Below are 21,132 nucleotides of genomic sequence, written 5' to 3'. Positions count from 1 at the left end.
GACAACCCGGACAGGTAAGCGCAGACCATGGAAAAGACCGTCGCCATCGTGGTATTCACAGGCGCCCAGTCTCTGGACATCAGCGGCCCCATGGATGTGTTCTGCGAAGCCAATCGCTTTCTCGCCGCGCATGATCACTATCGCTTGGAAGTGATCGGTATCGAGCCCGGCGCAATGTCCTGCTCCAACGGAATGTCCCTCAACCCGCACCGACATTTCAGCGAAGCGTCAGGCGCGTATGACCTGTTGCTGGTCGCGGGCGGTCCGCAGTTGCCATTTATGGAATTTGGCCCGGCGTTCAATGCCTGGTTGCACGACGCCTGCGCCCGTGCGCGACGCTTCGGTTCGATTTGCAACGGCGCGTTCATGCTGGCTCGGGCCGGCTTGCTCGAAGGGCGGACTGTCACGACCCATTGGGGCGATGCATCGGCATTGACGCGGATGTGTCCCTCGACCCGGGTCGAAGCCGATCGGCTGTACGTGCAGGACGGCGCGCTCTACACCTCGGCGGGTGTCACGGCGGGGATTGATCTGTCGCTGTTCCTGCTGGCGCAAGACCATGGGCCGGACGTGGCGCTGAATGTCGCCAAGCGGCTGGTGGTGTTCACCCAGCGCTCGGGCGGGCAGTCGCAGTTCAGTCCGTTCCTCGTACCGCACGCCGAGCCTGCCTCCGCGGTGGCTCAGGTTCAGTCATACGTGATGGCCAACCTCAACGGTGACCTGGGCATTGCCGACCTCGCCAACGCCGCGAACATGAGCCAACGCAACTTCTCCAGGGTGTTCACCCGGGAAGCGAAGGTCACGCCGGCGGAGTTCGTCGAGCAGGCCCGGGTAGACGCGGCGCGGGTAATGCTGGAAAGCACCCGGGCGCCGCTCAAGACCGTGGCGTACCAATGCGGCTTTCGCGACGCCCAGCACATGCGCAGCGTATTCAATCGCAGGCTGGGCGTGACACCGCAGCAGTTCAGGCTGAATTTTGCCGCGCTGGTTTGAGTTCACTTCTTCAGCGCGTCATGGGCCTCCAGCGCCCGCAGCGAATAAATGTAAGCCGCGCCGGCGTTCAGCGAGACCGCCGTCGCCAGGGTCGCGGCGATTTCTTCGCGAGTGGCGCCGGCCTTGATGGCGGCATCGGTGTGCACGCCGATGCAACCGTCACAGCGAGTGGTGATCGCCACGGCGATGGAAATCAGCTCGCGGGTCTTGGCATCGAGCACGTTGTTCTCGGCCGCCGCTTCATCCAGGGCCATGTAGGCCTTGACCATTTTTGGATTGCTTTTTCCCAGGGCGCCAAAGGCGCTCTTGATGGTGGGCAGCAGCTCGGACCAGTTAATGAACATTGCATGACTCCATTGAGGTAAACGGGGTATGGGCCCCTGTAGTCTTGACCATCAATGGCGATCGAGCCTGCCGACGGTCAAGAAAGGATTCAGGGCTGCGCCCTGGCGGGCAACAGTTTGAAGGTGCCGCGGGTGTTGGCCGTGACTTCCTCCTCCGCCAGGTGCGCCTGGTGATACAGCCCTTCGATGTAGGCTTCGGCCTGGTCTTCATAATGCTTGTCGAACGGCACGCCGCTCTGGCCGACCGGATTGATGGTGACGCTGTGGGTCGGGTCGGCGAAGTCGATGATGCGTCGAGTGGAGGGGCCGTAGGTCACCGGCCAGGGCGCCGGGCCGATCCTGGCCGAGAGGTTGTTGGGTACTTCATGGGTACCGGGGGCGGCGAACGGGCCGACATTGAAGACCCGGTCCAGCGGTTTCTGTTGGCCCAACGGATGCCCGTGGGTCAGGGTGTGGGCCTTGCCCCATTGCCATTGGCTGGCGTCCTCGCCCAAGGTGGCTTTCAGGTGCACCAGGCTTTTGTTCCAGGCCTTGATCACCGTATCGGTACGGGTTTCGGTGCCCAATGTCGAGCGGTCGTCCCACCATGGCGAGTCTTTTGCGGCGGCCAGGCGTGGCAGCGCGGCGTCGATCACCCGGGTCGACAATGCCGTTTCGAAAAAGCCGTCGCCCAGTTCATCGCCCAGGGCGGCGTCGGCCAGCTCGAACAGGAACTGGTTGAACAGCGTGGCGCTGGTGGAGTCCAGCGGGTAGTCGCCCTTCCATCCAGCCAGTTGTTCAAGCCACTTGCGCTCCTGCGGGTCGCTGACCGCTTCGCGCAGTATCGGCAACAGCGGCGCAAGCAGGCGCGGGCCATAGGCGGTGGTGGTGCCCAGTTGCAGCTTCTGGGTGGTCTGGATATCCCATTTGGCCTGTTTCTCGCTCAACTGCCGATCCAGCTCCTGGCCCCGGTCGGCAAGGTTGTAGTAACCGGGAATCTCGATCCCGCTGGCCGGCACCGGCTGGAAATTTGCCGAGAGAACGTAGCCCCTGGCCGGGTTCTCTTCCTGGGGATTGCTGGTGAAAGGCTGGAAGCCCGGTTTTTCCGCTTCAGCGCTACCGCCATCGAGAATGAAACCGGGCTTCACACCCTCCGGGCGCTTGGGCAACTGCGCCGCGGCCCACCAGCCGATATCGCCCTTGGCGTTGGCCCAGACCACATTCAGGCCCGGCGCGTGGATCCCGGCCGACGCGCCGCGAGCCTTGGCGAGGGTGTCGGCGCGGTTGAGCTGGTAGAAGGCTTCGAGGATCGGGTTGCGGGTTTCCAGGAACCCCCACCACATGGCGATCGGCGTCTTGCCGGCATTGGCGCCGAGGGCATCGTTGACGATCGGGCCATGGGGCGACTGGCGCAGCACCAGGGTCACGGGTGCCTGGCCTTTGACGGCGATCTGCTGTTCGCTGCGGGTCATGTCCACCCATTGGTCGCGATACCAGACCTGTTCGGGGTTGTCCGGGTTGGTCTTCTCGGCGATCAGGTCCAGGTCGTCGTTCTGGAACATGGTAATGCTCCAGCCGAAATCCTTGTTCATGCCCAGCGTCGCAAAGGGCACCAGCGCCTGGTATTGGCCGTAGAGCTCGAAACCCGGCGCCGACAAATGCGCCTCGTACCACACCGACGGCGCGGAAAAACGGATGTGCGGGTCACCCGCCAGCAAGGGCTTGCCGCTGTGCGTGCGGCTGCCGGAAACCGCCCAGGCGTTGCTGCCTTCGAACTGCGGCAGGCCATTTTCGGCCAGGGCCTGTTCGCTCAGGCGCGCCAGGGCATTGAGGTCTTTCCAGTCAATGCTGGTCAGGGACGGACCGCTTGCGGGATCTTTTTGCAGGACGCCCTGAGGCTGCCAATCGAGGTCGAAGATATTCACGTACTCGGCACCGAGTTTGTCACGCACGTAAGTCAACAGCGGTTCGGTGCGAAAGGCGGCGGCGAAGCTGTACGCCATGTAGCCGATGATGCTGGCGGTGTCTTCAGCGGTGAAGGGCCGCTTGGGAATGCCCAGCACATCGAACTCCAGCGGCCGCGTATGGGTTTGCTGGTAGGTATTGATGCCGTCCAGATAAGCCTGCGTCGCGATCCACGCCGGCGACTGCCGATCCTGCTCGGCGACATGGCTGGCAGCGCGTTCGCGGATGCGCAGGCTGCGCATCAGCTTGTCGGTGTCGAGCAGCTTCGGCCCGAGGATCTCGGCCAGCTCGCCACGGGCGAGTCGGCGCATCAATTCCATCTGGAACAGTCGATCCTGGGCGTGGACATAACCGAGGGCGCGGTACAGGTCGGTTTCGTTCTCGGCGCGGATATGCGGCACCCCACGTTCGTCGTAGCGCACCGTCACCGAGCCTTGCAGGCCCTGCAACTGCACGGTGCCCTGGCGCGTGGGCTGCTTGCTGTAGAGGTAGCCGCCCGCGACGATGATGGCGGTGACAACCAGTGACAGGAAAGCGACGAGCAGGCGTTTCATGGTCAGTCCTTATGCGAGTGGCAGCGGTCCAGTTGATTCCCTGTTTAACACGCGGGCGCTTCCTGGCGCATCGTTCCTCGGAGGATTTGTGGCCTTATTCCTTGCTTGATGTGTCCTGGCCCCACGGGCAATAACAACCCACCGCCAAGGTGTGCGTCGCATCCACCGCCCGGCCGACGCTCAGCGCCTCAAGAATCGGCTCGATAAAGCTATTGCTCGAGTTGCAAGTCAGTCCTTCGCTGTACGGCCCGAAGTACGCCAGCTTGCCGCTGCGGTCCCAGATCGCCACGGCGGGGCTGGCGGGAATCTGTGCCGAGCCTGGCAACGCCGTCAGGGGTTTGAGACCGCTCAGAGTGCTGGGCAAGTGGCCTTGGCTGCCGGTCTTTTGTACGGCGAAGAACTCGACGCCTTGCGGTGCATATTTGTCGATCAGCTCGGAGAGGTGCTGCTGATTACCGACGTTGCAAGGGCAGGCCGGATCCCAGAAATGCACCAGGCGGATTGCGCCCGGGCCAGCGAGGTCGGTGGGCAGGCGCAGCGGGTCGCCGGAAAACACCGCCGTGTGTTGACTGAACGCCCGGAGGAAACGCCCCTGGAACCAGTCGTAGGCGAACCAAAGGATGACGGCGCACGTCAGGGCGAGGAGCCTGGCAAGCAAGGTCGTGCGGTGGGACGGGCGCATGGAGTCGATCCTCTGAAGCCGCGTAGCTTGCCATGGCTGGCGCGACAGATGAATATCGCAGGCGTATAACGCCCGTTTTCGCGCGATGCGCATTTGCCTGGAATATTGATGCCCGCCTCCTTCGACCCCGATCACCTGCGCGCCAGCCTGCAACCCCTGGCGCAGTGGCAACCGCTGTCTGCGCAAGCGCAGGCCTACCAGCAATTCTATGGGCTGGACTTTCCGGCGCGCACCTTGCGCAGGGGCCTGGGACGTTTCGACATTGCCGGGTATGAACTGGTCGGCCAGGTCTGGTGGCCGGAAAAAGCCGTGGGGACGCTGTTCCTCTTTCACGGTTATTACGACCATATGGGGCTGTACCGGCATTTGGTCGAGTGGGCGCTGGATCAGCAATGGGTGGTGATCAGCTGTGACTTGCCGGGCCACGGCCTGTCCAGTGGCGAACGCGCCAGCATCGGCGATTTCGCCGAATACCAGGCGACCTTGCGCGGCTTGCTGGCCGAAGCCGAGACCCTGGACCTGCCGCAACCCTGGCACCTGTGCGGCCAGAGTACCGGCGGCGCGATCGTGGTGGACCATGTGCTGCACCACGGCGCGGACAGCCCGGCCCAGGGCCAGGTCATCCTGTTGTCGCCCTTGGTTCGGCCACGGGCCTGGGGCTGGTCGCGCCTCAGTTATTACTTGCTCAAACCTTTTGTGAGCGGCATCGCCCGGCGCTTCAGCGAGAACTCCAGCGACCCGGGTTTCCTGCCGTTCCTGCAGGCCGATCCGCTGCAACCGCTGCGCCTGCCCACTGCGTGGGTCGGGGCGCTGGCGCAATGGATCCGGCGTATCGAGGCGGCGCCGAGCAGCTCGCGGCAACCCTTGATCGTGCAAGGGCAGGCGGACATGACCGTGGATTGGCGGCATAACCTGCAAGTATTGCGCGGCAAGTTCGATCGGCCGCAGGTATTGATGTTGCCCGAGGGGCGGCATCACCTGGCGAACGAGACCTTGGCGATACGGCAGGAGATGTTTGGGTTTTTGAGCAAACGGATGGGCCGGATTCGGCGGTAATCGGGCTATGGCCTTCGCGAGCAGGCTCGCTCCCACATTGGATCGGGGGGCATTTACAAGCGCCGGCCTAACCAGCCCCTGTGGGAGCGAGCCTGCTCGCGAAGACGATGCAACAGGCGCTGAAGATTACTGCCCCAGATTCTGCCCCACCGCCAACCCCGCCCGGATCGCCGCCAATGCCGCCTGATAATAAGCCTGGCCCTCGGCCGACTCGGCAAACGTGGCGAATTCTTCCAGTTCGGTATCCGTCAGGTCGCGGTAGACGTATAGCAGCGTGTTGTTCAGGTCCGCGCCGATCTGATCCATCAGGCGCTGGCGCTGACCGTTGAGCATGCCCTGGGCCTGGCCGCCGCCGAGCAGGCCGGGAATCATCGAGCTCAAGCTGTCGGCTGCCACGCCGGCAATCGCCAGGCTGACTTCGGCGCCGGCTTCGCGGGCAGGCAGGGCCTGGGCCAGGTGGCCGATGATCAGCAGGCGATTGTCGCTGGCTTGCATCTTCGGCAGGCCCTTGGCGTTCTTCGCCAGTTGGTCGCGGCGGGTGGCGAGCAGTTCGGCGGCGACGACTTTGCGGCCCAGTGGCGACTGGAAAAAAGCCAGGGCCGGGTTCGGGTCGGCAAGATTGCTGCGCAGTTGCGCCTCGGCCCGCTGGTCCATTGCCTGGGGCGCGAAACGCTGGTTGCTGTTGTTCACCAGCGCCTGGAAGACCGCCGGCGGCAAGCTGTTCTGGTAGCGCTGCTGCGCGGCGCTCAAGGCATCATTGAAATGCGCCCGCTGTTCCGGCCAGCCGGCGACCTTGTACAACTGGTCATAGCTGTCTGCCCAGGCGGGCAATACGCAGAACATCAACAGTGAGAAAAGCAAACGGCGCATAGGGACTCCTGTCAGCAGCCGACTATTCTCCGTGGGGGGCGGGGTCTTGTCGAGAATTCGTATCAAGTTCGTACGACGGTGCTGACAGGCGCAGCCAACCCGCTGCGCGGCGCTGTCGGTTTTGCAGGCACAGGAATACTATGCGCGCCATGCGAATACCTTCTGATCATCCGTTGCTGTTACGTATCGTCGACGACCTGGCCGAGCGCGGGTGGTCGCAGCAGAACATCTTCTTGCCGGATGCGCTCACCCGCGCGCTGGCGGCCGAATGTCGCCAGCGCGCCGCCGAAGGCGAACTGGCTCCAGCCGCGGTGGGGCGTGGGCCGTTTTCGGAAATTCGCGAAGGGGTTCGTGGCGATCGCATCCAATGGATCGAGCCCGGCCAGGTCGACGCCTGTGATCGTTACCTGGGGCTGATGGACAGCCTCCGCGAGGCCTTGAATCGGGGGCTGTTCCTGGGCCTGGAGGATTTTGAAAGTCATTTCGCCCTGTACCCGCCGGGTGCGTTCTACCTCAAGCACGTAGACCGTTTCCGCGATGATGACCGGCGCATGGTCTCGGCGGTGCTCTACCTCAATGACGCCTGGCTGCCGGAGCACGGCGGCCAGTTGCGCATGTACCTGGATGAAGGCGTGGAGCATGACGTGGTGCCCACGGGCGGCTGCCTGGTGGTGTTTCTGTCGGGGGATATACCCCATGAAGTCCTGCCGGCCACGCGTGATCGGCTGTCCTTGACCGGTTGGTTCCGGCGCCGTGGCAACGAGTTGTTCTGAACATGCAAAAGATCCTTGTCAGCCGCTGCCTGCTCGGCCATCGCGTGCGCTACGACGGTGGCGCACGCGGGCCGTTCGACCTGCTCCAGCATTGGCTCGACGAAGGTCGGCTCGTACCGCTGTGCCCGGAAGTCGCCGGCGGCCTGCCCACGCCTCGGCCGGCGGCGGAGATTCCAGGCGGCCAGGGCGCGCGAGTGCTCGATGGCAACGCGGCGGTGATCACCACCGAGGGCGAGGACGTGAGCGCGCAGTTTCTATCCGGTGCGTATCAAGCGCTGGCGTTGGCGCGCGAGCACGGCATCCGCATCGCCGTGCTCAAGGCCAACAGCCCCTCGTGTGGCAACCTGCTGACGTATGACGGCACGTTCAGCGGGGTCAAGATTCGAGGTGAAGGCGTGACGGCGGCATTGCTCAAGCGCAATGGGGTTCGGGTGTTCAGCGAGCTGGAACTGGCTGAAGCGGCGTTGGCGCTCAAGGCATTGACCGCAGAATAGCGGCCGGCGATTAGCGTTTTTGTGGCGAGGGGATTTATCCCCGCTGGGTCGCGAAGCGGCCCCGGCTTTTCTATCTGGTAAACGGCGGCGCTCGATACTTTTTTGGGGGCGCTTCGCACCCCAGCGGGGATAAATCCCCTCGCCACAAGAGTTGTGGTGTCTAGAGCTGTTCAGCCAACAGCTCGATCTGTTCCTGTCGTTCGGCCTGGCTCAGTCGTGGCTGGGGATTCAACGACGACCACTGCGGATACGCCCTGGCCTTGCCCAGTGCTTCAGGCAGCTTGCCTTCGCGCCAGGTCTTGTCCTGAGGCGTGGCGATATGGATGCTCTCCATCGCCGCATGGCCACGCTGGTCGATGGCTTGCAGCAGTTGCCGTTGGCGCAGGGCCAACAGGCGCAGCACGTTGTCATCGACGCTCAGTTCACGTTGGCCCTTGAGCTTGCCGATCAACCGGTCGCCATAGTTGCGGGCCGTTTGCAGCGCGCCGCCGGCAATCGCCCCGGCGAGGGCGGCGGCGCCCAGGGTCAGGCCACCCACCAGCAGGTCGACACCGGCTCCGGCCGCCGCCCCGGCCGCAATGCCGCCACCGACCCGTACGCCCAATTGCTTGAGTGTGTCGGGGTTGAACAGGTCATCACCCCAACGGCCATCCAGCAAGGGAAGATCGCTGGCCGCTGCATCCTGAGGGCGGAAAGCGTAGAGCTTGAGCAGGGCCTCGACACAACGCTGTTCGCGCTGACGCACCGCGTTGCGCAGTTCGCTGATGGCCTGGCGTTCCAGTTCGGCATCGCTGGCGACGCTGCGCCGGCAAGCGGCGCAATCGATCAGCAATTCGGCAATCAGCCGTCTGGCGCTCTGCTGGCGCGCCAGACGCTGGGCCTGTTGGTCAGCGATCAGCCGCTCCAATTGCCCGCGAGCGCTTTCCAGCAGCAACGCCAGGCTTTCATACAGACGTCGCTCGCCGTCCTCGGGCGGGGCGACGCTGTCGAAACGGACCAATGCATGCAGGCCCAGCCGCGCCAGGGCTTCGCGCCAGTCGGCTTCACGGTGCTGGGCGCTGCTGACGAAATTGAGCACCGGCAGCAGCGGTTTGCCGCAACTGGCGAGGACTTCCAGTTCATCGCGGTACTTGGCCAACACCGGTTCGCGGGCATCGATCACATAAAGCCCGGCGTCGCTGGCGAGCAACTGCCGCAGCACCTTGGCTTCTTGCTCGAAGCGTTGTCGCGCCTCGCTGCCTTCGAGGAAACGGGCCAGGCGTGCCGGGCCATCCAGGCGTTCACCGGGACGCTCGAGGCGTTCGAGATAATCGAGCAGGGCGATGGCGTCTTCCAGCCCAGGCGTGTCGTACAACTCCAGCAGCGCCTCGCCGTCCACCGACAGGCGCGCGCCTTCGACGTGACGGGTGGTGCTCGGGCGGTGGGACACTTCGCCGAAGCCGACATCCCGGGTCAGGGTACGCAGCAGGGAGGTCTTGCCGACGTTGGTGTGCCCGACCACGGCGAGCTTCAATGGCTTAATGGATTCAGTCATGGCCCGTCTCCAGCCAGTTCAACGGCGCGCAGTCGGCGAACGGCAATTGCAGCTGCTGCAACGCGCTGTGCCAGTCACCCAGGCGCTCGGCATCCAGTGCTTCGCCGGGCGGTGCCTGCAACAGCCAGACGCGGGTGGCGCTGGCGCTGCGAGCCAGTTCGGCGATCAATGCCAGGCTGCCACGGTCTGGCGAGCGCCGGGGATCGCAGGCAATCGCCAGTCGCGCGGGCGGGAAGCGCGAAAGTTGTTCAAGCAATTTGTGGCGCGATTCGCGGCTGTCGAGGATGCCCGCGCTTTTCACGGTGCCCGGCAGCTTCGGCGGCCAGGGACGTTCATCCAGCTCGATCGCCACCAGCAGCGCGCCGTCGCTTTTCATGGCGCCCACGGCGCTTTCGACGTGATGCAATTGTGCGGGCGCGGCGTCATTGACGCCCAGGCGTTCGCTGCTTGGCATCAATCGCTCACGCAGCTGAGCGTAGCCGGGCAGGTTCAAGTCCAGGCGCAGGCTGGCGCGGCCACGGCGCCAACGCCACAGGCACAACAGCGCAAGACTCAGGCGCGGCAGCACGCCGTAGACCAGCAGCACGCCCACCAACCAGGCAGCCCAGGCCTGGCGGGCGCTTTCGATGTCCAGCGCGGCGTCGCCGCTGGCGCGGATCATCTCGACGCTCGGCACGCTGAAGCCCAGCAGGGCGGGCAACGCACCGAGGGCCTGAGTCATGGCGACGAAGGTCTCGCCACCGAGAATGGTGGTTTCCCATACGAAGCCATAGCGCCGGGTCGCCATCAGCAACAAAACGATGACCAGCGCGCTGAGCATCGCCAGCAACCACAAGCCATTGACCAGCACACCGAGGGCCCAGCGGTTGAGCTTGTGCCGTTGCAGCAACAGCAGCAGGGCCGGCGCGAGTTGCGCGGCCTTGGCGTCGCGGGCGAGTTTTTCGCTGAGCCACAGCCACAGGCGGCCGAGCGTGGCGCCTTGCTCACCGGCCAACAGCAGGCCCAGAGCCCAGCCGACCAGCAGGATCAGGTTCAGCCCCAACAGACTGCCGAGGGCCCAGAATACGTTGACCGGCGCGCGTCCATCGCCGAGGGCGGCAAAGCCCAGGCCGGCGCCGCTGGCCACGGCGAGCACGGCCAATGCGACCAGTGCCAGCCGTGCGCCTTGCAGCCAGTGGCGCAGGGCCTGGACGAGGCCATCGCGCTCGGCCAGCCAGTGGGCGCGATGACGGATGCGCGTGGACAGATCGCCGCCGGCCGCGCGGGCCAGGCGATTGGCTTCCTGGTCTTCGAGCGGGCCGGCATGTTCTTCGCGCAGGCGTATCGTCTCGGTCAACCAGAGGTTTTGCAGTTCAGTCACGAGGGCTTCCGTTGCTCGAATGAGCAATCAGCATAACCGCTGTGGCACCGGTCCGGGCCTCTGGTATCCTCGCCGTCATGAAAAAAACTCTTCCCTTAAGCCTGATCGCAGCCCTCGGTGAAAACCGTGTGATCGGCATCGACAACAGCATGCCCTGGCACTTGCCGGGGGACTTCAAATACTTCAAGGCCACCACCCTGGGCAAGCCGATCATCATGGGGCGCAAGACCTGGGACTCCCTCGGTCGGCCGCTGCCGGGACGCTTGAACATTGTCGTCAGCCGCCAGCCGGGCCTGGTGCTGGAAGGCGCGGAAGTCTTTTCTTCGCTGGAGGCCGCAGTGGAACGGGCCGAAGCCTGGGCGTTGGAACAGGGCGTTGACGAGCTGATGCTGATCGGTGGCGCCCAGCTCTACGCGCAGGCACTGGAGCAGGCGGATCGGTTGTACCTGACCCGCGTGGCGCTGAGCCCGGAAGGGGATGCGTGGTTTCCGGAGTTTGCTTCGAGCCGGTGGAAACTTGTGTCGAACCAGCTGAACCCGGCTGAAGGGGACAAGCCGGCGTACAGTTTTGAGGTGTGGGAGAAGCTTTAGAAGCCAAAGCTTCGCGAGCAGGCTCGCTCCCACAGGTAACCGAGTTGGGTCAGGAAATCGGTCAACTGTGGGAGCGAGCCTGCTCGCGAAGGCGATCTACTTGGCGCCACCAATCAAGCGTGCACCAACTCCCCATGCTCCTCGGCATCGAGCAAGGCCTTGTCCGTCTGCTGCATCACCTGGCTGGTAATCGCCCCGGCGGTGATCGAGCCACTGACGTTCAACGCGGTACGGCCCATGTCGATCAATGGCTCGACCGAAATCAGCAGCGCCACCAGCGAGACCGGCAAGCCCATGGCCGGCAGCACGATCAACGCGGCGAACGTTGCGCCACCGCCGACACCGGCCACGCCCGCTGAACTCAAGGTCACAATGGCTACCAGCGTCGCGATCCACACCGGGTCCAGCGGATTGATCCCCACCGTAGGCGCGACCATGACCGCCAGCATCGCCGGATACAGCCCGGCGCAACCGTTCTGGCCGATGGTGGCGCCAAACGATGCGCTGAAGCTGGCGATCGCCCGGGGAATGCCGAGGCGGCTGGTCTGGGCTTCGATACTCAGGGGGATGGTCGCCGCGCTGGAGCGGCTGGTGAAAGCGAAGGTCAGCACCGGCCAGATCTTGCGGAAGAAGCGCAACGGATTGATCCCGGCAGCGGACACCAGCAGGCCGTGGACCACGAACATCAGCCCCAGCCCCAGGTACGACACCACCACGAAGCTGCCGAGCTTGATGATGTCCTGCAGGTTGGAGCCAGCCACCACTTTTGTCATCAGCGCCAGTACGCCATATGGGGTCAGCTTCATCACCAGGCGCACCAGGCGCGTCACCCAGCTTTGCAGGGTGTCGATGGCGTTGATCACTTTCTGGCCTTTCTCTGCGTCATCCTTGAGCAATTGCAACGCCGCCACACCGAGGAACGCCGCGAAGATCACCACGCTGATAATCGACGTCGGCTTGGCCCTGGCCAGGTCGGCGAAGGGGTTCTGCGGAATGAACGAAAGCAGCAGTTGCGGGATATTCAGGTTGGCGACCTTGCCGGCGTAATCGCTCTGGATCACTTGCAGCCGTGCCTGCTCCTGGGTTCCGGCCACCAGGCCTTCGGCAGTGAGGCCGAACAGGTTGGTCAGGCCGATACCGATCAGGGCGGCGATGGCGGTAGTGAACAGCAGCGTGCCGATGGTCAGGAAGCTGATCTTGCCCAAGGACGAGGCGTTGTGCAGGCGGGCCACGGCGCTGAGGATCGAAGCAAAGACCAGCGGGATCACGATCATCTGCAGCAACTGCACGTAGCCGTTGCCCACCAGGTCGAACCAGCCGATCGAGGCTTTGAGCACCGGGTCGCCTGCGCCGTAGATCGTGTGCAGCGCGATACCGAACACCACGCCCAGGACCAGCGCCAGCAGCACTTTTTTGGCCAGGCTCCAAGTGCTGTGACGGGTTTGCGCCAAGCCGTACAGCAAGGCGATGAACACCAACAGATTGAAGATCAGCGGTAGATTCATGAAAAACTCCGGAAAGACTTTGCCAGCCGCCAAGCGTCGCGACTGTGAGCCGGAAAGCCTAACAGTCTGATATCTAAAGAATTAATACTTAAAAAGAATGTTCACTGTCGCTTTTGGAATAAGGCGTTGGCGCCCAGGGGTATGCCGCTGGCGTTATCGAGACGCAAGCGGTCGCGCACAGGCGGGATCTGTCACAGGCATTTGTTAGCGTCGAGCTCCTACAACCTGGGAGTAAATGTCGATGAAGCTCATACCTCGCTTGCTCGCTGTCGCTATAGGCCTGGGCCTCGCCGGCCAGGCGCTCGCCACTGACCTCAAGCATTGGCCCGCGGAACAGGCCAAGGCGCTGGAAGCGATGATCGCGGCCAACGCCAACAAAGGTAACTACGCGGTGTTCGACATGGACAACACCAGCTACCGCTACGATCTCGAAGAATCGTTGCTGCCGTTCATGGAGAACAAGGGGCTCATCACCCGGGAAAGCCTGGACCCGTCCTTGAAGCTGATGCCATTCAAGGACACCGCCGACCACAAGGAAAGCCTGTTCAGTTATTACTATCGACTCTGCGAAGTGGACGACATGGTCTGCTACCCGTGGGTGGCCCAGGTGTTTTCCGGCTTCACTCTCAAGGAGCTGAAGGGCTACGTCGATGAGCTGATGGCTTCCGGCAAACCGGTACCGACCACGTATTACGATGGCGACAAAGTGGTCCAGTACAACGTCAACCCACCGAAGATATTCACCGGGCAGGCCGAGCTGTACAACAAGCTGATGGAGAACGGCATCGAGGTCTATGTCATGACCGCCGCTTCCGAAGAGCTGGTGCGCATGGTTGCCTCCGACCCGAAGTATGGCTACAACCTCAAGCCGCAGAACGTCATTGGCGTAACCACGCTGCTCAAGGACCGCAAGACCGGCGAACTGACCACCGCCCGCAAGCAAATCACCAACGGTAAATATGACGAAAAGGCCAATCTTGGCCTGGAGTACACACCGTACCTGTGGACGCCGGCGACCTGGATGGCCGGCAAGCACGCGGCGATCCTGACCTACATCGACGAATGGAAAAAACCGGTGCTGGTGGCTGGTGACACGCCGAGCAGCGACGGCTACATGCTGTTCCATGACGTAGACGTGGCCAAGGGCGGCATCCACTTGTGGGTCAATCGCAAGGATAAATACATGACCCAGATAAACGGCATGATGGCCAAGCACGCGGCCGCTCAGGCCAAGGAAGGACTGCCCGTGACAGCGGACAAGAATTGGGTGATCGTCAAGCCGGAAGATATCCAGTAAACCGGATCAGTTACGGCTCCCTCGCCACAGGGGATATCTCTGGCCCAATAAAAATGCCCCGCACTTGGCGGGGCATTTTTATGTGGCTCGGGCGCTTACAACCCGTCAAGCATCGCCTTGTCGCGCACCGCGCCCTTGTCGGCACTGGTGGCGAGCAGGGCGTAGGCCTTGAGGGCGGTGGTGACTTTGCGCGGACGCACTTCCACCGGCTTCCAGCCTTTGCTGTCCTGTTCGACGCGGCGTGCAGCCAGTTCCTCATCGCTGATCAACAGATTGATCGAACGGTTCGGAATGTCGATCAGCACCTTGTCGCCATCGCGCACCAGGCCGATGGCACCGCCAGCCGCTGCTTCCGGCGAAGCGTGGCCGATGGACAGGCCCGACGTGCCGCCGGAGAAACGGCCGTCGGTCAGCAGCGCACAGGCTTTGCCCAGGCCCTTGGATTTCAGGTAGGAAGTCGGGTAGAGCATTTCCTGCATACCCGGGCCGCCCTTCGGACCTTCGTAACGAATGATCACGATGTCGCCGGCTTTCACCTCGTCGGCGAGAATCCCGCGCACGGCGCTGTCCTGGCTTTCGAAAATCTTCGCGTTGCCTTCGAACACATGGATCGATTCGTCGACGCCGGCGGTCTTCACCACGCAGCCGTCCAGGGCAATGTTGCCGTACAGCACGGCCAGGCCGCCTTCCTTGGAGTAGGCGTGCTCGACGCTGCGGATGCAGCCGTTCTCACGGTCGTCGTCCAGGGTTTCCCAACGGGTCGACTGGCTGAACGCGGTTTGTGTCGGGATGCCCGCCGGGCCGGCCTTGAAGAAGTGATGCACGGCTTCGTCGCTGGTCTGGGTGACGTCCCACTTGGCGATGGCCTCGGCCATGGTCTTGCTGTGTACGGTTGGCAGGTCGGTGTGCAGCAGGCCGCCGCGGGCCAGCGAACCGAGGATGCTGAAGATCCCCCCGGCGCGGTGCACGTCTTCCATGTGGTACTTCTGGATGTTCGGCGCGACCTTGCACAGTTGCGGCACGTGGCGGGAGAGGCGGTCGATGTCGCGCAGGTCGAAATCGATCTCGGCTTCCTGGGCCGCGGCCAGCAGGTGCAGGATGGTGTTGGTCGAGCCGCCCATGGCGATGTCGAGGGTCATGGCGTTCTCGAACGCCTTGAAGTTGGCGACGTTGCGCGGCAACACCGACTCGTCGTTTTCGCCGTAGTAGCGCTTGCACAGCTCGACGATGGTCCGGCCGGCCTGCAGGAACAGCTGTTCGCGGTCGCTGTGGGTGGCCAGGGTCGAACCGTTGCCAGGCAACGCCAGGCCCAGGGCCTCGGTCAGGCAGTTCATCGAGTTGGCGGTGAACATGCCGGAGCAAGAACCGCAGGTCGGGCAGGCGCTGCGCTCGTACTCGGCGACTTTCTCGTCGGATGCGCTGGAGTCGGCGGCGATCACCATGGCGTCCACCAGGTCCAGGCCATGGCTGGCGAGCTTGGTCTTGCCGGCTTCCATCGGGCCACCCGATACGAAGATCACCGGGATGTTCAGGCGCAGGGCGGCCATGAGCATGCCGGGGGTGATCTTGTCGCAGTTGGAAATGCACACGATGGCGTCGGCGCAGTGGGCATTGACCATGTATTCGACCGAGTCGGCGATGATCTCGCGGCTGGGCAGCGAATACAGCATGCCGTCGTGACCCATGGCGATGCCGTCGTCCACGGCGATGGTGTTGAATTCCTTGGCAACCCCGCCGGCGCGTTCGATTTCCCGTGCAACCAGTTGGCCCAGGTCCTTGAGGTGAACATGGCCTGGTACGAATTGCGTGAAGGAGTTGGCAATGGCGATGATCGGCTTCTTGAAGTCGTCATCCTTCATCCCCGTGGCGCGCCACAGGGCACGGGCGCCGGCCATGTTGCGGCCATGGGTGGATGTTTTCGAACGGTAATCAGGCATGGAGCACTCCGGGCGGCTAATCAGGTACTTATCAGGTATCAATGGGGAAGTGAGCTTCTGTCGACGTCTGGAACACTCGGGGTTGGCCGTGAGTCCGGACGTGGCTGATGACTTTGCAGGATCGCTGCGCGCCTCAGCATGAGCTCATAAACCCGCCGGGGATGAATGGCGATGAATGTCGCGATTCTACACCGCTGGCGTCAGGATGAAATGACGCAAAGCGCCGATCGATACCAATCTCGCGCCTGGAATGACGACTGGCAGCGTTCAGCCGGGCAACAGCCCCCCGTCACGTTGCCGGACCAAGGCATTGAGCGTCAGCCCGAGCAGGCTGAGCAACACCAGACACAGGGCCAGGGCGACTTGCAAGTCCAGCGGGGTGAGGCTGATCACGGCACTGGTCAGCCCGCCGACGATGAACACCAGTACGCTACCGGCCGAGGCGGACGTGCCGGCCTGTCCCGGAAACAGCGTCATGGCTTGGTTGTTGGCTGCCGCCCGGGCGATGGTCGTTCCGGCGGTGCATACGATCATGGGTAGCAACAGAGTGGTCACCGACAAGCCCAGCTGGTTGGCGAGCCCCAGCATCAGAAGGCCAGCGGCGAGGATCAGGCCCAGCCCCGTCATGATTTGCGTCTGCGGGTCGATCCGGTTACTCAGCATGGTCGCGATGAGGCCGCCGCCAATGTAGGCCAGCCCATAGCCCAGCAGTACGAGCGAAAAAGCCTCGGGTGATAAGTGCAACTGGTCTATCAGGATCAGCGGTGAAATGACGATGAATGAAAAATGGCAGGAAAAAGCCAGCGCCGAAATCAACCAATAGGCCAGGAAGCTGAAGTCACCGAAGACCTTTCGATAGGATGCGACGAAGTTGAAACGCCTGGGATGACCGTCGACCCGAGAGTGCTCAAGTAAACGACAGACGCTTGCGAACACCCCAATCGACAGTGCAGTGAACACCAGGAAACTGCCTCGCCAACCCATCCAGCTTTGCAGCCCAGTGCCCGCCAGGGGCGAAAAGGAAATGAAAATACCGCCGCAGGTGACCAGCAAAATTCGCAGCCGCTGCTGTTCCTGGCCGGTGAACAGGTCCTGGATCAGCGCTTGGGACAGGACGAAACAACCGCATCCCAAGGCCTGGATGACACGGAAGAACAGAAAGGACCAGTAGCTGTCGACGAGCACGCAACCCGTTGCTCCCACCGCTGAAATGGCGATCCCGATCAGCAGCAGGTTTTTCCGCCCCATGACATCGGAAAGCGGGCCGATCAGCAGTTGCGAAAGAGCGATGCCCACCGCGAACAGGCTAACGGACAGGGCAATATCGGATGAGGGACTTTGAAAATGCTCGGACAGTGCAGGGAATGAGGGAAGTACCACATCTATTGGAAACACTCCAAGCAAGGTCAGCGTCAGCAGCAAACCGACGGTAGCGGCTTTGCGGGCGTGTGGAAGGATTATGGTGTCAGCCATCGATAAGCCCCGCTTGGGAGAAAAGCTGCCGGTGGTGTTCGTTGTCAAAGAAGCGCGCCTTCTTCATGGCCGCGAACGTTGATACCGCACCGGAGCGAAGGCGTTGGGAGTGGGCGTCCGGTTGTAGGAAGTCGGCGATGATCTGAAAGGATGACTGCTCGTCGAAGCCTACGCTGGCGAGGCTGCGCATCAGCCAGGGCACGTCTGGCTCGAAATAAAGCTCGATGATCTCCAGCAGCATCCTTGCGGCCTGATCGTGTTGTGTCGGGGCCAGGGCTGTCCAAAAAAACTGGAACACCTCGCCAAAGTAGCGACTGTGGCGTGCCTCGTCCTCGAGATGATTCCTGAGCATTTGGTACACCGTGGAAACCAGGCTATCGCATGTGATGGCTAGTAGTTCTTTGGCGATTATTGTTTCCGAGACGAATCCCATCAGGAACCACGCAAGTGGGCGATCCGCCGGACTGATGGTGTCGATCATGCCTAACAGCCGGTCAATGCGTCTCGGCGTTTGGCGATCGTCGATGTCATATATGGCCGCGACCTGTTCCGCTACTTCATGGGAGAACAGTGCGTGATAGCCTTCGTCGGTATAGAGCTGCAGCGCGGCAGTTTTCATCATGTTCGGAATCGTCACGGCAAGTTCGCCATGAGCGATAGTCTCCACAGAACGATTGACGATGCGGTGCTCCAGCAGCGTGGTGTAGTCTAAAAAATACACCAAGTGATTGGCCTCAAGACGTTGAGCGACGGAACGTCCAGATGCCTGGATAAGTGGGTGTTGAATATAGGGGATGAAAGTTGGTGGGAACCAGCCTTTGCTCAACAGTTGTTGCTCCAGATCCTCGGGAAGGCGGTAGTCGTCCTTGCGCACTCGCACCGTTGCCTTGTTATTCCAGTCGCCCAAGGTGTAGCAAGGCGTTTGGGTAAAGGTTGAGCCAGTCATGAAACCATGTCCTGGTCATTGGCCAATATCCTCAACACTTCGCAGTGCACTTGCCCATCGCCTTGGCCGCAACCGACAAAAAATAAAGGTTGTTCGGGGCTTTCTTTAAGACCCAGCAGTTGTTCCACTTTGCAGTCGGTTAGCGCTCCAGTCAGCCACGTATCTAGCCCTAAACCAGTCGCGACCATCAGAAAAACCTGCGACACGTGCCCTGCCTCTATGAAGGCCATTCGATAGGTGCGGGAGTGTTCGTACTTCCACCAGAGTTTGTCGAAGCGGGAGGTTAGGAATAGCCCGAATGGCAGCGTATTGATGAAATGTTGTCCGCCTAACAACAGGCCCAAAGGTTCAGTTGGTAGAGGCCCGATCAGGCCCAAGGCATGCTCATCCGGGTAATAACTGTAGACACCGCTCTGTAGCCCCCCGACGTTGCGAACGTAAAGATAGCCTTCGCAGGCATTCAGGCCTCCCCCAGAAGGGCTGCTGCGTCGCGCGCCTAAGGCTTCGGGTTGGGCAGCGCCCTGAACGAAATGACGTTCGCTCAGATAACCCAGGGTCAGATAAAGCAGGGTGCTGACCTGCTTAAGCGAAATGGATTCTTCGCTGAATGAGCGAGACGTGCGGCGGCCAATAAGCGTCTGCGTCAGCGAAACGTCCTGCAGGTCCGGCCAAGAGCAGGGTGCAAGGAAAATTAGCTCGTCCAAGTCCGGTTTTGTCCTGGCTGAAGGTGCCGGCGACGAGAGAACCTCGTTGCAATGTTCAAGATAAATCGCTGCCCATTCATGCACATCTTGAGGAACAGCTTCGCAAGGAATATTTTTTGTGCCGATATGGAATATCTTAGACAGTGGATCCCATTTCCAATCTATAGGCTTCCTGGGTTCTGTTGTTAATATCTCTGCGTTCAAAAAATCGACATCAATGGGGTTGAGATTGTCGAATAGGGTGGGGTCGCTGATGAGTTGAGCTAGGCGCGTTGAATAACTAAGATCAAGTTCATGTTGAGTGTGATGTTCATAGTTCCAGATAATCTGGCGTGGCGGGTGCGCAAGTATAAATAGATAAGGATTTATATGCATTAATATAGGCTCCGCTGTGGTTCGGAGTTTGAATGGGGCTGGGTTGCCGGCACACCTCAGCCCCGCACGTTACTTACTTAGCGGCTTTTTGAGACGATCAGGCTCGCCAGGTTTGCTATTTTATTGGTTTCCAGATGGACTGTTTTCATGATGCGGTTCCTTTTTTTATTGATGTTGTATTTGCAGAGGGTGTCACTTGTGTTGTGACAATTTGATCATAGTTACTGATTGATAATTGGCAAATAAATTTCGCGTAGGAAAGTTCCAATAATATCGTGGGTAATTTCCTACGATATATATTCATGCCCGAAACTTTTCAAAGGCGCAAAAAAAAAATCGCAGCCAAGGCTGCGATCAGATTGTTAATGGATGGGGGCGACAGCGCTACGGCTGTGGCCTCGCCCGGCCTCAGCTATTAGGCAGCAAGCGGCAGGTGATGCTCTTGATGTAGCGCGTCTCGGCGATCGCCGGGTGGACCGGGTGATCGGGGCCCTGGCCGCCGCGTTCGAGCAGTTGGATGTTGCGGTCCAGGTGACGGGCGCTGGTCAGCAGGATGTTCTGCAGATCGTCTTCGGGCAGGTGCATCGAGCATGACGCACTGACCAGGATGCCGTCCTTGCTGAGCAGGCGCATGGCCTGTTCGTTGAGGCGGCGGTAGGCGCCTTCGCCGTTCTTCAGGTCTTTCTTGCGCTTGATGAAGGCCGGCGGGTCGGCAACGATCACGTCGAAACGCTCTTCGCTGGCCTTGAGTTCCTTCAAGGCTTCGAATACGTCACCTTCAATGCAGGTCAGCTTCTCGGCGACGCCGTTCAGCGCGGCGTTGCGCTCGACGCCGTCGAGGGCGAAGGCCGAGGCGTCGACGCAGAATACTTCACTGGCACCGAACGCCGCGGCTTGCACGCCCCAGCCGCCGATGTAGCTGAACAGGTCCAGAACGCGCTTGCCCTTGGCGTAGGGTGCCAGGCGCGCACGGTTCATGCGGTGGTCGTAGAACCAGCCGGTTTTCTGGCCTTGCATGACCGGCGCTTCGAATTTCACGCCGTTCTCTTCCAGGGCGACCCATTCCGGGACGAGGCCGAACACGGTTTCGACGTAGCGCTCCAGTCCTTCGGCGTCGCGTGCCGCGGAATCATTTTTGAACAGGATGCCGCTAGGCTTGAGCACCTGGGTGAGGGCGGCGATCACGTCGTCTTTGTGGGCTTCCATGGTGGCGGAGGCGATCTGCACCACCAGGATGTCGCCGAAACGGTCGACCACCAGGCCCGGCAGCAGGTCGGAATCACCGTAGACCAGGCGATAGAACGGCTTGTCGAACAGCCGCTCGCGCAGGGACAACGCCACGTTGAGGCGATGCACCAACAGGGATTTGTCCAGCGCCAGCTTCACGTCGCGGGACAGCAGGCGTGCGCAGATCAGGTTGTTCGGGCTCATCGCAACGATGCCCAGCGGCTTGCCGCCGGCGGCTTCGAGGACCGCCTGGTCACCGGCCTTGAAGCCGTGCAGCGGGGTGGCGGCCACATCGATTTCGTTACTGTAGACCCACAGGTGGCCGGCGCGCAGGCGACGGTCGGCGTTGGCTTTGAGGCGCAGGCTGGGCAGGGACATGACGTCGCTCCGGAAAAAAGAGCGGGAGTATACCGTGTTGCAACCCTTGCGGGGCCGGCGGTGGACATGCGGCGAGGGAGCCTGCGCTGCTCGCCT

At 61.9% G+C, this 21,132-nt stretch carries 18 protein-coding genes; 6 read left to right on the top strand and 12 right to left on the bottom strand.

The window, feature by feature from the left end:
- Positions 1–27: 27 nt before the first annotated feature.
- Positions 28–993, top strand: a complete 966-nt coding sequence (locus J3P86_RS25295) for a GlxA family transcriptional regulator (RefSeq protein WP_434699088.1) — start codon at positions 28–30, stop codon at positions 991–993.
- Positions 994–995: 2 nt separating this feature from the next.
- Here the strand turns inward: J3P86_RS25295 and J3P86_RS25290 are convergent, their stop codons facing one another.
- The 3 genes from J3P86_RS25290 to J3P86_RS25280 all read right to left on the bottom strand — a co-directional run bounded on the left by J3P86_RS25290 (position 996) and on the right by J3P86_RS25280 (position 4,517).
- Complete coding sequence (locus tag J3P86_RS25290) at positions 996–1,337, bottom strand: carboxymuconolactone decarboxylase family protein (RefSeq protein ID WP_139048923.1); 342 nt, start codon at positions 1,335–1,337, stop codon at positions 996–998.
- Between the two features lie 89 nt (positions 1,338–1,426).
- Entirely contained in the window at positions 1,427–3,835 is a 2,409-nt protein-coding gene (locus J3P86_RS25285) for a penicillin acylase family protein (RefSeq protein ID WP_434699087.1), read from the bottom strand.
- Positions 3,836–3,929: 94 nt separating this feature from the next.
- On the bottom strand, positions 3,930–4,517 hold the full coding sequence (locus J3P86_RS25280) for a DUF6436 domain-containing protein (protein WP_434699086.1): 588 nt from the start codon (positions 4,515–4,517) through the stop codon (positions 3,930–3,932).
- A 108-nt stretch (positions 4,518–4,625) separates the two neighbouring features.
- On the opposite strand from J3P86_RS25280, the gene J3P86_RS25275 reads away from it, so the two are divergent.
- Positions 4,626–5,573 carry an alpha/beta hydrolase gene (locus J3P86_RS25275; protein ID WP_434602145.1) on the top strand — a complete coding sequence of 316 codons (948 nt, stop codon included), beginning with the start codon at positions 4,626–4,628 and terminating at the stop codon, positions 5,571–5,573.
- A gap of 126 nt (positions 5,574–5,699) precedes the next feature.
- Here the strand turns inward: J3P86_RS25275 and J3P86_RS25270 are convergent, their stop codons facing one another.
- Positions 5,700–6,443, bottom strand: coding sequence for a DUF2059 domain-containing protein (locus tag J3P86_RS25270; RefSeq protein WP_434627313.1), 744 nt, complete (start codon positions 6,441–6,443; stop codon positions 5,700–5,702).
- A 140-nt stretch (positions 6,444–6,583) separates the two neighbouring features.
- On the opposite strand from J3P86_RS25270, the gene J3P86_RS25265 reads away from it, so the two are divergent.
- A complete protein-coding gene (locus tag J3P86_RS25265) occupies positions 6,584–7,216 on the top strand; it encodes a 2OG-Fe(II) oxygenase (RefSeq protein ID WP_434699085.1) in 633 nt (210 codons plus the stop codon).
- Between the two features lie 2 nt (positions 7,217–7,218).
- A complete protein-coding gene (locus J3P86_RS25260; protein ID WP_434699084.1) occupies positions 7,219–7,710 on the top strand; it encodes a DUF523 domain-containing protein in 492 nt (163 codons plus the stop codon).
- 160 nt (positions 7,711–7,870) lie between these two features.
- Here J3P86_RS25260 and J3P86_RS25255 read toward each other — a convergent pair whose 3' ends face one another.
- The gene (locus tag J3P86_RS25255; protein WP_434627319.1) at positions 7,871–9,244 is read right to left on the bottom strand and encodes a GTPase/DUF3482 domain-containing protein; all 1,374 of its coding nucleotides are present in this window, start codon (positions 9,242–9,244) and stop codon (positions 7,871–7,873) included.
- Positions 9,237–10,604 carry a DUF2868 domain-containing protein gene (locus J3P86_RS25250; protein WP_434627321.1) on the bottom strand — a complete coding sequence of 456 codons (1,368 nt, stop codon included), beginning with the start codon at positions 10,602–10,604 and terminating at the stop codon, positions 9,237–9,239. Before J3P86_RS25250 ends, J3P86_RS25255 begins: the two co-directional genes overlap by 8 nt.
- A 77-nt stretch (positions 10,605–10,681) precedes the next feature.
- On the opposite strand from J3P86_RS25250, the gene J3P86_RS25245 reads away from it, so the two are divergent.
- Positions 10,682–11,194 (top strand): dihydrofolate reductase, encoded by a 513-nt coding sequence (locus J3P86_RS25245; protein ID WP_434699083.1) that lies wholly within the window; start codon positions 10,682–10,684, stop codon positions 11,192–11,194.
- A gap of 113 nt (positions 11,195–11,307) precedes the next feature.
- Here J3P86_RS25245 and J3P86_RS25240 read toward each other — a convergent pair whose 3' ends face one another.
- Positions 11,308–12,699: an L-cystine transporter gene (locus J3P86_RS25240; RefSeq protein ID WP_434699082.1), complete on the bottom strand. Its 1,392-nt coding sequence runs from the start codon at positions 12,697–12,699 to the stop codon at positions 11,308–11,310.
- Between the two features lie 241 nt (positions 12,700–12,940).
- Here J3P86_RS25240 and J3P86_RS25235 point away from each other — a divergent pair, with 241 nt between their 5' ends.
- The gene (locus J3P86_RS25235) at positions 12,941–13,996 is read left to right on the top strand and encodes a haloacid dehalogenase-like hydrolase (RefSeq protein WP_434627327.1); all 1,056 of its coding nucleotides are present in this window, start codon (positions 12,941–12,943) and stop codon (positions 13,994–13,996) included.
- A gap of 95 nt (positions 13,997–14,091) precedes the next feature.
- Here the strand turns inward: J3P86_RS25235 and ilvD are convergent, their stop codons facing one another.
- The 5 genes from ilvD to J3P86_RS25210 all read right to left on the bottom strand — a co-directional run bounded on the left by ilvD (position 14,092) and on the right by J3P86_RS25210 (position 21,036).
- Positions 14,092–15,933, bottom strand: a complete 1,842-nt coding sequence (gene ilvD / locus J3P86_RS25230; RefSeq protein ID WP_434699081.1) for a dihydroxy-acid dehydratase — start codon at positions 15,931–15,933, stop codon at positions 14,092–14,094.
- Positions 15,934–16,200: 267 nt separating this feature from the next.
- A complete protein-coding gene (locus J3P86_RS25225) occupies positions 16,201–17,406 on the bottom strand; it encodes an MFS transporter (RefSeq protein ID WP_434699080.1) in 1,206 nt (401 codons plus the stop codon).
- Positions 17,399–18,352 (bottom strand): diiron oxygenase, encoded by a 954-nt coding sequence (locus tag J3P86_RS25220; protein ID WP_434699079.1) that lies wholly within the window; start codon positions 18,350–18,352, stop codon positions 17,399–17,401. The genes J3P86_RS25225 and J3P86_RS25220 overlap by 8 nt, the downstream gene beginning before the upstream one ends.
- Positions 18,349–19,431 (bottom strand): SagB/ThcOx family dehydrogenase, encoded by a 1,083-nt coding sequence (locus tag J3P86_RS25215; RefSeq protein ID WP_434699078.1) that lies wholly within the window; start codon positions 19,429–19,431, stop codon positions 18,349–18,351. The genes J3P86_RS25220 and J3P86_RS25215 overlap by 4 nt, the downstream gene beginning before the upstream one ends.
- 408 nt (positions 19,432–19,839) lie before the next feature.
- Positions 19,840–21,036, bottom strand: a complete 1,197-nt coding sequence (locus J3P86_RS25210) for a class I SAM-dependent rRNA methyltransferase (protein WP_434571144.1) — start codon at positions 21,034–21,036, stop codon at positions 19,840–19,842.
- Between the last annotated feature and the right edge of the window lie 96 nt (positions 21,037–21,132).

This window comes from Pseudomonas sp. D1-1 (assembly GCF_051132225.1).
In the GTDB taxonomy this organism is placed as follows: domain Bacteria; phylum Pseudomonadota; class Gammaproteobacteria; order Pseudomonadales; family Pseudomonadaceae; genus Aquipseudomonas.
The sequence above is the reverse complement of the archived record's forward strand: the minus strand, read 5'-3'. Positions and strand labels throughout refer to the sequence as shown.